The 11,864-nt window shown below is 72.0% G+C and carries 16 protein-coding genes and 1 tRNA gene; all 17 read right to left on the bottom strand.

Translation table 11 applies throughout. From position 1 onward, the window contains the following. The coding region (locus FJ251_09000) for a gamma carbonic anhydrase family protein (protein MBM4117866.1) at positions 1–156 on the bottom strand (156 nt) is incomplete at its 3' end. Between the two features lie 69 nt (positions 157–225). After that, the gene (locus FJ251_08995; protein ID MBM4117865.1) at positions 226–702 is read right to left on the bottom strand and encodes a bifunctional nuclease family protein; all 477 of its coding nucleotides are present in this window, start codon (positions 700–702) and stop codon (positions 226–228) included. A gap of 21 nt (positions 703–723) precedes the next feature. Then, complete coding sequence (locus FJ251_08990; GenBank protein MBM4117864.1) at positions 724–2,019, bottom strand: tetratricopeptide repeat protein; 1,296 nt, start codon at positions 2,017–2,019, stop codon at positions 724–726. Next, positions 1,961–3,028 carry a mannose-1-phosphate guanylyltransferase gene (locus tag FJ251_08985; protein ID MBM4117863.1) on the bottom strand — a complete coding sequence of 356 codons (1,068 nt, stop codon included), beginning with the start codon at positions 3,026–3,028 and terminating at the stop codon, positions 1,961–1,963. The genes FJ251_08990 and FJ251_08985 overlap by 59 nt, the downstream gene beginning before the upstream one ends. Then, positions 3,028–4,389 (bottom strand): phosphomannomutase/phosphoglucomutase, encoded by a 1,362-nt coding sequence (locus FJ251_08980; GenBank protein MBM4117862.1) that lies wholly within the window; start codon positions 4,387–4,389, stop codon positions 3,028–3,030. The genes FJ251_08985 and FJ251_08980 overlap by 1 nt, the downstream gene beginning before the upstream one ends. Positions 4,390–4,486: 97 nt before the next feature. Beyond that, positions 4,487–4,939, bottom strand: a complete 453-nt coding sequence (locus FJ251_08975; protein MBM4117861.1) for a 50S ribosomal protein L9 — start codon at positions 4,937–4,939, stop codon at positions 4,487–4,489. 17 nt (positions 4,940–4,956) lie between these two features. After that, positions 4,957–5,217, bottom strand: coding sequence for a 30S ribosomal protein S18 (gene rpsR, locus FJ251_08970; GenBank protein ID MBM4117860.1), 261 nt, complete (start codon positions 5,215–5,217; stop codon positions 4,957–4,959). After that, complete coding sequence (gene rpsF / locus FJ251_08965) at positions 5,217–5,807, bottom strand: 30S ribosomal protein S6 (GenBank protein ID MBM4117859.1); 591 nt, start codon at positions 5,805–5,807, stop codon at positions 5,217–5,219. Before rpsF ends, rpsR begins: the two co-directional genes overlap by 1 nt. Positions 5,808–5,903: 96 nt before the next feature. After that, on the bottom strand, positions 5,904–6,557 hold the full coding sequence (locus FJ251_08960; protein ID MBM4117858.1) for an aminoacyl-tRNA hydrolase: 654 nt from the start codon (positions 6,555–6,557) through the stop codon (positions 5,904–5,906). Further along, positions 6,532–7,170, bottom strand: coding sequence for a 50S ribosomal protein L25 (locus tag FJ251_08955; GenBank protein ID MBM4117857.1), 639 nt, complete (start codon positions 7,168–7,170; stop codon positions 6,532–6,534). Before FJ251_08955 ends, FJ251_08960 begins: the two co-directional genes overlap by 26 nt. Positions 7,171–7,236: 66 nt before the next feature. Further along, on the bottom strand, positions 7,237–8,181 hold the full coding sequence (locus tag FJ251_08950) for a ribose-phosphate pyrophosphokinase (GenBank protein MBM4117856.1): 945 nt from the start codon (positions 8,179–8,181) through the stop codon (positions 7,237–7,239). Positions 8,182–8,257: 76 nt separating this feature from the next. Then, positions 8,258–8,332, bottom strand: a tRNA-Gln gene (locus FJ251_08945). Between the two features lie 17 nt (positions 8,333–8,349). Beyond that, positions 8,350–8,652: a septation regulator SpoVG gene (spoVG, locus tag FJ251_08940; GenBank protein ID MBM4117855.1), complete on the bottom strand. Its 303-nt coding sequence runs from the start codon at positions 8,650–8,652 to the stop codon at positions 8,350–8,352. A gap of 53 nt (positions 8,653–8,705) precedes the next feature. Beyond that, positions 8,706–9,596 carry a 4-(cytidine 5'-diphospho)-2-C-methyl-D-erythritol kinase gene (gene ispE, locus FJ251_08935; protein MBM4117854.1) on the bottom strand — a complete coding sequence of 297 codons (891 nt, stop codon included), beginning with the start codon at positions 9,594–9,596 and terminating at the stop codon, positions 8,706–8,708. Further along, a complete protein-coding gene (locus FJ251_08930; GenBank protein MBM4117853.1) occupies positions 9,593–10,513 on the bottom strand; it encodes a decaprenyl-phosphate phosphoribosyltransferase in 921 nt (306 codons plus the stop codon). Before FJ251_08930 ends, ispE begins: the two co-directional genes overlap by 4 nt. Then, positions 10,510–11,169: a uridine kinase gene (locus FJ251_08925; GenBank protein MBM4117852.1), complete on the bottom strand. Its 660-nt coding sequence runs from the start codon at positions 11,167–11,169 to the stop codon at positions 10,510–10,512. Before FJ251_08925 ends, FJ251_08930 begins: the two co-directional genes overlap by 4 nt. A 96-nt stretch (positions 11,170–11,265) precedes the next feature. Next, positions 11,266–11,864: sugar transferase (locus FJ251_08920; GenBank protein MBM4117851.1), on the bottom strand; the 599-nt coding region annotated here is incomplete at its 5' end.

The following is an 11,864-nucleotide window of genomic DNA, read 5'->3' as shown; positions in this document are numbered from 1 at the left end:
CCCCGGCTCCGCGCCGATGGCGATCGTGTCGAGGTCGCCGCGCAGGACGGCCCCGAACCAGACGCTGCTGCGCTCGCCCAGCCGCACGCGGCCGATGACGACGGCGCCGGGGGCCACCCAGGTCGAGGCCGGCAGCGCCGGCCGCTCCTCGTCCAGGCGGAAGGCGCCGAGAACCGGGCCCCGGCGCGGGTCTTCGCTGGGCATGGCAGCAGTCCTCGTCCCTCGTCAGTCCTCGTCGGCTTCGGGTTCGCCCGCACTCGGCTTCGCGGGCGGCCCCAGCCGCTTCTTCTGGGCTTCGAAGAGCCCCTTGTCAACGTGGATTTCCGCCCCGCAGCGCAGGGCCAGCGCGATGCCGTCGCTCGGCCGGCAGTCGATGGCCAGGTACTCGCCCCGCTGCGGCTGGGCGATCAGCAGGCGGCCCAGGAAGACGTTGCCCTCCAGTGCCGTCACCTCGGTGCGCAGGAGCTTCGCCTCGAGCCCCTGCAGGAGGCGCTGCATGAGGTCGTGCGTGAGCGGGCGCGCGCTCTCGGCGCCGCTGAGCGTGAGCGCGATCGCCGAGGCCTCGCCGGGGCCGATCCAGATCGGCAGCACCTCCTCGCGACCGGCGGGTTGCAGGAGGAGGATGGGGATCTTCGAGTCCTCATCGAGGGCGAAGCCCTTGACCTCCATCCGCAGCGAGCCGCGTTCCGGATTGGGGCTCATGCGCTCGTCCTCTCGGGAGCCCTAGTCGCCTTCGAAGGCGGGCTCCCTGCCGGCGAGGGCGCCCAGCATGTAGCGGGCGTCCTCGACGAGGTCGCTCTGCGGATAGGTCGTCAGGAAGCGCTCGAAGGCCGCGCGGGCCTGCACCGTGTCCGCCAGCTCCTCCGCGTAGACGAAACCGACCATGAAGAGCGCGCGATCGGCCTGGGCGAAGTCCGGGAAGCGCCGCACCATCTGCTCGTAGTACTCGATGCGCTCGCGCGGCTCCTGGGCGGACTGCGCCATCTCAAAGAGCTCCTCGGGAGTGGCCGCGCTGGTGAAGGGCTCGGCCACCTGCTCGACGCCGAAGCGCTCGCGCAGTTCCCGCAGCCTCTGGTTGTAGAGCGCCTCCTGCACCTGGGGCGCCAGCCGCCGCGCGATCTCCGGGCGCACCTCGGCCAGCGACTTCGTCCGCGCGGACTCGCGCTCATCCAGGCGCACGAGCGCCCAGCCCTTCTTCTCCAGCTCGAACGGCTCGCTCACCTGGCCCGGCGCCAGCGCGAAGACGCGGCTCGTGAAGTCGGTGTTGACGCCGAGCGAGCGCACGTAGCCGTCGCGCGTGAACCAGCCGAGGTCGCCGTCCTCGTTGGCGGTCGGCGCGTCCTTGCTCTCGCTGCGCGCGAGCGCCGCGAAGTCCTCGCCGGCGGTCAGGCGCCCCGCCAGCGCCACCGCGGCCTTGCGCGTCTCGCAGAGGATCCAGCGCGCCTTGACGCGCTCCTGCACGGAGAACTCCTCCGGGTGGCCGTCATAGTAGGCCTGGATGGCGGCGGAGTCCGGCTCGGCCGCGTCCTGCACCCGCAGGCGGTAGTAGTGGCGCATGAGGATCTGCCGGCGCGCGCGCTCGACCTCCTCGGCCAGCTGCGGGTCCTTGTCGAGCCCGGCCTCCAGCGCGCCGCGGTAGAGCAGCTCCATCTCGACGAGGCGGTCGAGGAACTGCTGCTTGCCCTGCGGCGTCTCCAGCTCGCGCCGCTGGAAGGGCGGGATCTTCTCGATCTCGGCCTCGAACATCGCCCGCGTGATCGGCTCGCCGCCCACTCGGACCAGCACATCCTCGCCGCCGCCGGCCGCGGGCGCCTCGGCGCTCGCCGGCTGGGGCGACTCCTCGGCGGGCCGGCAGCCGGGGCCGAATCCGGCGAGGAGCGCCCCCGCCAGCAGGGTGAGCAGCAGCAAGCGCCGCGGCAGCGCGTTTCGCTTCATCGGGACCTCCATGCCGCTCCAGCGGCTACAGGTAGCGCCCGCCGGCGCGGGCCTCGAGCAGGGCCACGAGCTCGCGCAGGGCATCCAGGCGCGCGCGGTTGGCGACGAGAAGCGCCCCGCCGCTGCGCACCACGACCAGGTTCTCGACGCCGAGCAAGGCGGTCAGCCCCTCCCGATCGACGACGATGTTGTCGCGCGCGTCCAGGGCGACCAGCTCGCCCTGCACGCGATTGCCCGCCAGGGCGGGCAGCAGCTCGCCGAGGGCGGCCCAGCCACCGACGTCGCGCCAGCCGATGTCGGCCGCCAGGACCTTCACCCCTGCCGCGCGCTCCATGATCGCGACGTCGAAGGAGCGCGCCGGGATCTCCGCGTAGGCCGCGCGCAGCGCAGTGCGAAAGCGCGGGCTCGCTGGCGGCAGGGCCGGCAGAGCGGCCAGAGGCGCCCAGATCGCGGGCGCCAGAGCGGCGAAGCTCTCCGCCAGACGCCGCGCCGGCAGGAAGAAGATGCCGCTGTTCCAGAGATGGCGGCCGGAGGCGGCGTAGGCCGCGGCGCGCGCGGCTTCCGGTTTCTCGATGAAGGCGACCGCGCGCTGGGGCGTCTCGGCCGAGGCCACGCCGGCCAGCTCCAGGTAGCCGTAACCGGTCTCCGCGCGCGTCGGGCGGACGCCGAGGGTGACGTAGGCGTCCTCCTCGCGCGCGCAGCGCAGCGCGCGCCGGGCGAGGGCGCGCAGGCCGGCCGGGTCGGCCACGACGTGGTCGCTGGGAAAGACGGCGAGCACGGCGCGGGGATCTTCCCGCAGCGCGAGCAGCGTCGCCAGCGCGACGGCCGCCGCCGTGTTGCGCCCCGCCGGCTCGCCGATCACGCGCGCCGGGGGCAGCGCGGGCAGCTCGCGCCGACAGGCCGGGGCGAGATCGGCGGCGCTGATCACGAAGCTGCGCTCGGGTCTGCCGAGGGGAGCGACGCGCGCCCAGGTCTCGGCGAGCAGGCTGCGCGGAGAGAGCAGGGGCAGCAGCTGCTTTGGCCGGCGCCGGCGGCCCAGCGGCCAGAAGCGCGTCCCGCGCCCCCCGGCGAGCAGAACGAGCCAGGCGGCCATCAGGCTCCCTCCTCGGGCAGTTCCTCCCGCAGTGCGCCCAGCACCAGCGCGCGGATCGCCTCCAGCCGCTCCTCGCTCGTGGCCTCGAAGCGCAGCACGAGCACGGGTCCGGTGTTCGAGGCGCGCACGAGGCCCCAGCCGTCGGGAAACTCGATGCGCACGCCGTCGATGTCGATCACCGTGTACTCGGCGGCGAAGCGCGCGCGCAGGGCCTCGACGACCGCGAACTTCTGCTCGTCGGGGCAGGCCCGGCGGATCTCGGGCGTCGAGACGTAGACCGGCGCCCCGGCCAGCAGGCCGCTGAGCGGCGCATCCGCCGCCGCCACGATCTCGAGCAGGCGGCCGGCCGCGTAGAGGGCGTCGTCGTAGCCGAAGTAGCGGTCGGCGAAGAAGAGGTGGCCGCTCATCTCGCCGGCGAGCAGGGCGCCCTCGGCCTTGAGCTTGGCCTTGATCAGCGAGTGGCCCGTCTTCCAGAGCACGGGCACGCCGCCGTGGGCCGCGATGTCCTCGGCCAGGGCGCGCGAGCACTTCACCTCGAAGATGACCTTCGCGCCGGGATGCCGGGCGAGCACGCGGCGCGCATAGAGCGCGAGCAGACGGTCCCCCCAGAGGATCTCGCCGCGCTCGTCGACGACGCCGAGGCGATCCGAGTCCCCGTCGAAGGCGATCCCGAGCTCGTAGCCGCCCTCGCGCACGGTGCGGACGAGTTCGCGCAGGTTCTCGGGCACGACGGGATCGGCCGGATGGTTGGGAAAGCGGCCGTCCGGCTCCTCGTAGAGCAGGGTCGCCTCGGCGCCGAGAGCGGTGAAGAGCTGGCGCGCGACGATGCCGGCGGTGCCGTTGCCGCAGTCGACGGCGACTTTGACGGGGCGCGCGGGCCTCAGGTCGCCGGCCAGGTGCGCGAGGTAGCGCGCCTTGAAGTCCTCGGCGCGCCGGCGGCCCCGGCCTTGGGGCAGGGGCCCGGCCGCCGCCCCGCGCAGGGCGGCGATCTCGCCGCCGGAGAGCGCGCGGCCCGCGGAAACGATCTTGACGCCGTTGTACTGGGGCGGGTTGTGGCTGGCCGTCACCATGGCGCCGAAGTTCTTGCCTTCGCCGAGCACGGCCTGCGCGAAGTAGAGCACCGGCGTCGGCACCTGGCCGATCTCGACGACGTCGAGCCCGGTGGCGAGGACCCCTTCGACGAAGGCGCTCGTCAGCTCCGGCGAGTGGAGGCGGTTGTCGTGGCCGACCACGGCCTCCCGGGCGCCGTCGGCCAGCCAGCGCGCAGCGATCGCGCCGCCGAGGGCGCGGTAGACGGCGGCGTCGAGGTCCTCCCCGACGACGCCGCGGATATCGTACTCGCGAAAGATCTTCGCAGGCAGCTCCACGCCGCAGCTCCTCCTTCCGCTCGCCGCTTCCGCTCGCCGCGTGGGACGCGGGCGGCGGGGCCGCGTTCGGCCCCGCCGCAGCCGCTGGTCCTTACTCCTCGGGGGCGACCGTGACGCGCAGGGTCGCTTCCACGCCCTCGCCGCGGTGCAGCTTGACGACGACCGCGTGCTCGCCCAGCTCCTTGAGGTGCTCGGCGAGCTCGATCTGCCCGGGCTCGATCGCGAAGCCGCGGGCATGCAGCTCGCGGGCGATGGCCTGGGCGTTCACGGAGCCGTAGAGCCGGCCCTCCTCCGTGATCTGGCCCTTGAACTCCAGGCGCAGGCCGTCGAGGCGGCCGCGCAGCTCCTGGGCGGCCGCCACGAACTTGCGGTCCTTGCGGGCGCGGACGCGGCTCTCCTCGGCCAGCGCACGCAGGTTGCCCTCGGTGGCGAGCACCGCGAGCCCGCGCGGGCTCAGGTAGTTGCGGAAGTAGCCCTTGGCCACGTTCACGCGATCGCCTCGCTTGCCGAGGTTCTCCACGGTCTCCTTCAGCAGGATCTCCATCGGGTCCTCCTTCCCGCCTAGCGCCAGTGCTCGCGCACGTAGGGCAGGAGCGCGATGTAGCGAGCCCGCTTGATGCCCGTCACCAGAATGCGCTGGTGGCGGTCGCAGGTACCGGTGATGCGCCGGGGCGCGATCTTGCCGCGGTCATTGACGAAGCGCACCAGCAGCTCCTGGTGCTTGTAGTCCACCTCGTCGATGTGCGTGATGCAGAACTTGCAGGGCTTCTTCCGCCCCGTCCACTTGCGTGCCTTCTTCTTCTTGCGGCGGATGCGGGGCATCAGTCGTCCTCCCCTTCGTCGGAGTCATCGTCCAGATCCCGAGCCGCGGCCCGGGGCGCTTCCTGGTCGCCCTGCCCGTCGCGCCCACCCTCATCGCGCGGGCCGCGCCCGCCCGGACGGGGGCCGCGGCCACGGGGACCACGGCCGCGTCCGCGGCGGTCGCGCTCCTTGCGCTCGGTGAGCTGCATCAGCTCCTCGCTGCGGCCGGTACCCTCGGGCACCTCGTAGCAGGTCATGTAACGGAGCACGCGGTCATCCACGCGCAGGCGGAACTCGAGCTCGGCGATCGTTGCCGGCTCGGCGTCGAAGCGCAGCAGGATGTAGCTGCCGTCGGTGAACTTCTGGATCGGATAGGCGAGCTGGCGCTTGCCCCAGACGTCCGTCTTGCGGACGGCGCCGCCCTTGCCGGTGATCAGCTCACTGAACTTGGCGGCGGACTTCTCCAACTCGGCGCCATCGGCGCCGGGATGGACGATGTAGAGACACTCGTAGGCCCTCAATGCCTTCCTCCCTTCGGACTGGCGGTCTCCGGTCTGCCCCGGGCGGGGCGCCGGAAACAGGGCGCGGCCGGCGCGTGGCCAGCCAGGCATTTGCGATCGTCTGTGTTGTGGAAAGGGAGCCGCAGCTCCCGGGGGCTCAATATACAGGAGCGGTCCCCGGCTGTAAAGCCCGGCCGGGGCCGGACTTCAGGCGATCGCGCGGGGGTTGAAGCGGCTGGCCGCCCGCTCCAGGCCCTCGGCGAGGAAGCAGTCGACGGCCTCGGCGCCCGCGTCCACCACCGCCGCCACCTGCGCCGCTTCCTCCGGCGCGAAGGGGCCCAGGACGTGGGTGACCGCGTCGCCGGCCTCGCCCGCCGGCGGGGCAGGCGGCCGCCCGATGCCCAGCCGCAGGCGCGGGAAGGCGGCCTCCCCCCAGGCTGCGGCCAGGGAGACGAGGCCACCGTGACCGCCCGGACCGCCCTGAGCGCGCAGGCGCAGGCGGCCCAGCGGCAGGTCCAGGTCGTCGGCGACGACCAGGCAGCGGGCGGGCGTCAGGCCGCTCAGCCCGAGGAGCTGGCGGCCGGCCTCGCCGCTGCGGTTCATGAAGGTCGTGGGCAGGACGAGCAGGGCGTCGCCCTCCGGGCGCCGCCAGCGGGTGGCGAAGAAGTCGCCCCGGCCCGGCTGGAAGTCCAGCCGCGCGCCCGCTGCGCAGCGCTCGACCACGCGCCAGCCAAGGTTGTGCCGGGTCGCCGCGTTGCGGCGACCCGGGTTGCCCAGGCCGATGACGATGGCGGTGAGCTCCGCGTAGTCCAGGCAGGGCCCGAGGAAGCGCTGCCTAAGCCTTGCCAGCGTCCTTCGCATCGGCGCCCTCGCCCTCGGCGCCCTCGGCGGCGGCCGTCTCGCCGGCGCCCTTGGTCAGGCGCGGCGCCGCGATGCTCGCCACCGCCCGCGCCGGCTCGGCGAGGAACTCCACGTTCGGCACCGTCAAGTCGGAGACGTGGACGGACTCGTTCAGGCGCAGCTCGCTGATGTCCACCTCGATGGCGTCGGGGATGTCGGCCGGCAGGCAGCTGATCTGCACCCGGCGCAGCAGGTGCTCGAGGATGCCGCCGAAGTCCTTGATCGCCCGCGACTCGCCGACGATGTGGACGGGCACCTCGACGTGGATCGGCTTGTCCAGGCTGATCCGCTGGAAGTCGACGTGGATGACGCGGCCCGTCACCGGGTGGCGCTGCCGCTCGCGGACGATGCTCAGGACCGGCGCCGCCCCATCCACGCTGAGATTGAGGATGAAATTGCTGCCTTCGCGGGCGCGGTAGAGCAGGTCGAAATCGAGAGCGGGCACGGTGAGGTTCAGCGCCTCGCCCACGCCTCCATAGAGGGTGGCCGGCAGGGTGCCCTGGGCGCGCAGCTTGCGGGTGACGGACTTGCCGGTGCCCGGGCGGGCGGCGGCCTTGAGTTCCAGAGTCTGCATGCTTCCTCCCGGTCCACCGCCCCGGCGCAGGCGGCCGGGAATCGGAGACGGAGCTTGGGGTGCGGTTCAGACGAAGAGTGAGCTGACGGATTCGGCGTTATGTATGCGCCGAATCGCCTCCCCCAGCAAGGGGGCGACGTCGAGAATCTCGATCCGCGCCGGCAGCTCGGCGCCGTCGCGGTCGAGGGTGTTGGTGATCGCCACGATCTCCAGCGGGGAGTCGTCCAGGCGCTGGCGGGCCTGGCCCGAGAGGAGGCCGTGGGTGGCGGCCGCCCGCACCGAGCGGGCGCCGCGGGCCATGCAGAGGCTGGCCGCGTTGGCCAGGGTACCGGCCGTGTCGATGAGGTCGTCGACGATGATGACGTCTCGGCCGTCCACCTCGCCGATCAGGGTCATCGTCTCGGAGACGTTCGGCGAGCTGCGACGCTTGTCCACCACGGCCAGCTCCGCGCTCAGCCGCTTGGCGAAGGCGCGGGCCATCTTGACGCTGCCGACGTCGGGCGCCACCACCACCGGCCGCTGGAGCTTCAGGCGCTCGACGTAGTCGAGCAGCACGGGTGCGGCGAAGAGGTGGTCGAGGGGGATGTCGAAGAAGCCCTGGATCTGCGGCGTGTGCAGGTCCATCGTCAGGCCGCGGTCCGCGCCAGCGCTGGTGATCAGGTTGGCGACGAGCTTGGCCGTGATCGCCACGCGCGGCTTGTCCTTGCGGTCCTGGCGGGCGTAGCCCAGGTAGGGGATCACCGCCGTCACGCGCTGGGCGCTGGCGCGCTTGCAGGCGTCGATGAGGATGAGCAGCTCCATGAGGTTGTCGGCGGGCGCCGGCGTCGACTGGATGATGAAGGCGTCGACGCCGCGGATGTTCTCCTGGATGTGCGCGTAGATTTCGCCGTCGGCGAAGCGCGCGATCGTCGTCTCCGTCAGACTGCGGCCGACGTAGCGCGCGATGCGTTCGGCCAGGGGCCGGTTGGCGGTGCCGGTGATCAGGCAGAGGTCTTCACGCGAAGAGAACATCCATGGGCCTTTCACTGGATCGGCGGGGCTCGGCGCGCGCCGCGCCGGTCGGGCGGCGCGCAGTCGGCGCGGACGGAGGATGGGGCGGGAGGATTCGAACCTCCGAATGCAGGTACCAAAGACCTGTGACTTGCCACTTGTCGACGCCCCAGTGCGGGCCCGGCGGCCTTAGTGGTCGTCGCCCGAGGAGTAGCTTGCCTCTCCCGCTTCCAACCGGGCGACTTCCTTCGCGTACTCGCTGAGGATGCGCGCCTCGATCTTTTGTCGGGTCTGGTTGTTGACGGGATGGGCGATGTCCTGGTAGGTCCCGTCATTGCGCTTCCGGCTCGGCATGGCCACGAAGGTACTGCCGCCCGCGCCTTCGATGATCTTCAGCCCGCGAACCACGAAGCAGTCGTCGAAAGTCACGCTGGCGAAGGCCTTGAGCTTGTCGTCATTGCGCAGGGAGATGCGGACCTCGGTGATCTCCATCTTTCCTCCCAGCTTGTCGTTGTCCTGGCCAGTCGATTCCGTTGCGCCCGAGTTCAGTCGAACAGGATCCCCTGGGGCCCGGGTGCCGCCACCCAGGTCTGCCAGCGTGCCGCCAGCAGGGCCCCCGCCCGTCCCGCCGCTTCCCGGTCCGGAAAGCTGCCGAAGATCGTCGCGCCGCTGCCGCTCATGAGCGCGTGCACGGCACCCGCCTCCTCCAGGGCCTTCACGATGTCGAAGAGCACCGGATAGGCGGGAAAGACGACGTCCTCCAGACGGTTGCGGAGCACCATTCCCGGGGCGGGGAAGCGCGACAGATATGCCTTAACTTGTTCGATGCTAACCCGATATGGATTCCCTGTCAAGCCCAATCGCAAATGCTCATAGGCCCAGGCGGTGGAGACCGGAAATCCCGGATTGACCAGGGTGAAGGCGCCCTGGCGCAGGGCGGGCAGAGGCTCCAGGCGCTCGCCCCGGCCGCGACCCACCGCCGTCCCGCCCAGGAGGAAGAAGGGGGCATCGCTGCCCAGTTCCAGGGCGAGCCCGGCCAGGGCCGCCGGGCTCAAGTCCAGGTCCCAGAGGCGCTTGAGCCCGAGGAGGGCGGTGGCGCCATCGCTGCTTCCGCCCCCGAGCCCGGCGCCCAGGGGGATGCGCTTGTCGAGTCGGATGCGGGTGCCCCCCATCGCTCCCGGACAGGCCCTCTCCAGCAGGGCGTGGGCCCGCCGCAGGCTGTTGTCCGGGCCGTCGGGCAGCGACAGGCCCTGCCTTTCGAGCCGCAAACCCTTGCCGGTCGGGAGCTTGGAGAATTCGAGGCGGTCCCCCCAGTCCAGGCTCTGGTAGATCGTCTCGATCTCGTGGAAGCCGTCGGGGCGGCGGCGCTGGACCTCGAGGCCGAGGTTCAGCTTGGCGGGAGCCAGGGCCCGCAGGCTACTCCCGCCCTGGCTCATCCCCCCAACCCCGCGGTCCAGAGGGCGAGCAGGAGCCAGCCGAGGGCGGCGCCGAAGATGGGCCGGTCGCGCAGGAGGATCTCGGACGGGTCGCCCGTACCCTCGGCGCGCTGGGTCAGGAACAGGTAGCGCATGACGCCGAAGGTCACGAAGAGATTGGAGACCAGCCAGCCGGCGCCGTAGCGGGCCACGGTGCTCGGCCACAGCGTGTAGAGCGCGTAGGCGAGGATCACGATGCCCGCCGAGAGGCCGAGGAGCTGATCGAGGAGACCCGCGCTGTAGCGGCTGAGCACGGGCCGGTGGTCTTCCGGAGCGGCCAGGGCGACGAGCTCGCTGCGGCGCTTGGCGAAGGCCAGGAAGAGGGCGCCGAAGAAGGTACAGACGAGGAGCCAGGGGGACAGGAGCACCGAGCCCTGCTCGTTGCCGTCGGCGAAGCCGGTGACGATGTGCGGGGCGAGGACGGCCACGCCAGCGACCGCCCGCAGCACGAAGTTGAGGGCGATCCCGAAGGCGTCGAGGATCACCTGGTGCTTCAGCCACAGCGTGTAGAGCGCGTTGAGGGCGAGGAAGACCAGCGCGCAGGCGAGGAAGTTGCGCCCGAGCCAGACGGCGCCGCCCAGCGCCAGGACGAGCGGCAGGGCGATGCCCGGCGCCACCCAGGCCGCCGGCAGCTGCCCCGCCGCCAGCGGCCGCCGGCGCTTGAGCGGGTGCAGGCGATCCTTGGCCAGGTCGACGCGGTCGTTGAACAGGTAGATCGCCCCCGAGAGCAGACAGAAGACGAAGGTCGCCGCCAGGCTGCGCCCCAGCAGCGCCGGCTCGCCGGCATGCCCGGCGAAGACGATGCCCAGGAGGACGAGCAGGTTCTTCGTCCACTGGCGCGGGCGCAGGGAGACGAAGAAGGCGCGCGGCGCACTCAAGACCGGCCCTCCGCGGCGGCGTCCGCGGCCTTCCGGCGCGCCAGCTCGTCGCGGATCTTCGCGACGAGGAGATCGATGGCCACCGCGTTGTGCACGCCCTCGGGCACGATGAGGTCGGCGTAGCGCTTGGAGGGCTCGACGAAACGCAGGTGCATGGGTCGCACGGTGCTCTGGTACTGCTCGATGATCGAGTGCACCGTGCGCTCGCGGTTGCGGATGTCCCGCTGCAGGCGGCGAATGAAGCGCTCGTCCGGATCGGCGTCGATGTAGATGCGGATGTCCATCCGCCGGCGCAGTGCCTCGTGCTCGAGGACGAGGATGCCCTCGAGCAGGATGATGTCCGCCGGCGCGATGGGCGTGCCCGCGGCCAGCCGGGAATGGGACTCGTAGTCGTAGCGCGGCTGGACGATCGTCTCGCCCGCGCGCAGGCGATCGAGGTGCTCGATCAGGAGGTCGGTCTGGAAGGCCTCCGGGTGGTCGTAGTTGATCCGCTCGCGCGCCGCCGGGGGCAGGTGGCTGTTGTCGTGGTAGTAGGAGTCGTGGTGCAGGAGCACCACCCGCTCGTGCGTGAAGTAGCTCTTGAGCTTGAGGGCCACGCTCGTCTTGCCCGATCCCGTGCCCCCCGCAATGCCGATGACGACCGGTGCGCGCTGCATGCTTCCCCCTCTCGCTGCCGGCGGCCGAGGCGGGCTCCGCACCCGCCGGCCGGCCGCAGGCTAGCACAGGGACGGCCGCCTGCCAATGGCCGCCGCTCAGTAGGCGTTCTTGCGCGAGAGGACGGCGCGGAGCGTGAGCCAGAGGATCTTCAGGTCGAAGGCCAGGGACCAGTTCTCGACGTAGAAGAGGTCGTAGCGCGTGCGCTCCTCGATCGGCGTGTCGCCGCGCAGCCCGTTGACCTGGGCCCAGCCCGTGATGCCGCTGCGCACCCGGTGCCGCTCGAAGTAGCGCGGGATGCTCGCCGCAAAACCGGTCGCGTACTCCGGCCGCTCGGGCCGCGGGCCGACGAGGCTCATCTCGCCCGTGAGCACGTTCCAGAGCTGGGGCAGCTCGTCCAGGCTGCTCGCGCGCAGGAAGCCGCCCAGCCGCGTGCGCCGGGCGTCGTCCGGCTGGCTCCAGCCAGCCCCGGCGAGCTCGGCGTCCCGGCGCATCGTGCGGAACTTGCGGATCGTGAAGCGGCGGCCGTCGCGGCCCAGGCGGACCTGGCCGTAGAGCACGGGCCGCCCGTCGCCGGCGAGCACGGCGAGGGCGATGAGGGCCAGGAGCGGCGCGAGCAGGACGAGGGCGAGCCCCGCCACGGCGAGGTCCAGGCTGCGCTTGAGCACGCGCCCGAGGCCCGAGAGGGGGACGTTTT

Source organism: bacterium, assembly GCA_016873475.1.
Lineage (GTDB): Bacteria > Krumholzibacteriota > Krumholzibacteriia > JACNKJ01 > JACNKJ01 > VGXI01.
Note: the sequence above shows the minus strand (reverse complement) of the source record. Positions and strands in the feature narration are given on the sequence as shown.

What these genes read in the sequence shown, in the direction of transcription:
- rpsR (MBM4117860.1), bottom strand. Translation starts at nt 5,217, where the DNA reads ATGCCCCGCATCCGCCGCAAGAAGAAGAAGGCACGCAAGTGGACGGGG.
- FJ251_08990 (MBM4117864.1), bottom strand. Translation starts at nt 2,019, where the DNA reads ATGCCCTGCGCGAGCTCGTGGCCCTGCTCGAGGCCCGCGCCGGCGGGC.
- ispE (MBM4117854.1), bottom strand. Translation starts at nt 9,596, where the DNA reads ATGAGCCAGGGCGGGAGTAGCCTGCGGGCCCTGGCTCCCGCCAAGCTG.
- spoVG (MBM4117855.1), bottom strand. Translation starts at nt 8,652, where the DNA reads ATGGAGATCACCGAGGTCCGCATCTCCCTGCGCAATGACGACAAGCTC.
- FJ251_08960 (MBM4117858.1), bottom strand. Translation starts at nt 6,557, where the DNA reads ATGCGAAGGACGCTGGCAAGGCTTAGGCAGCGCTTCCTCGGGCCCTGC.
- FJ251_08925 (MBM4117852.1), bottom strand. Translation starts at nt 11,169, where the DNA reads ATGCAGCGCGCACCGGTCGTCATCGGCATTGCGGGGGGCACGGGATCG.
- FJ251_08950 (MBM4117856.1), bottom strand. Translation starts at nt 8,181, where the DNA reads ATGTTCTCTTCGCGTGAAGACCTCTGCCTGATCACCGGCACCGCCAAC.
- FJ251_08995 (MBM4117865.1), bottom strand. Translation starts at nt 702, where the DNA reads ATGAGCCCCAATCCGGAACGCGGCTCGCTGCGGATGGAGGTCAAGGGC.
- FJ251_08975 (MBM4117861.1), bottom strand. Translation starts at nt 4,939, where the DNA reads ATGGAGATCCTGCTGAAGGAGACCGTGGAGAACCTCGGCAAGCGAGGC.
- rpsF (MBM4117859.1), bottom strand. Translation starts at nt 5,807, where the DNA reads ATGCCTGGCTGGCCACGCGCCGGCCGCGCCCTGTTTCCGGCGCCCCGC.
- FJ251_08985 (MBM4117863.1), bottom strand. Translation starts at nt 3,028, where the DNA reads ATGGCCGCCTGGCTCGTTCTGCTCGCCGGGGGGCGCGGGACGCGCTTC.
- FJ251_08955 (MBM4117857.1), bottom strand. Translation starts at nt 7,170, where the DNA reads ATGCAGACTCTGGAACTCAAGGCCGCCGCCCGCCCGGGCACCGGCAAG.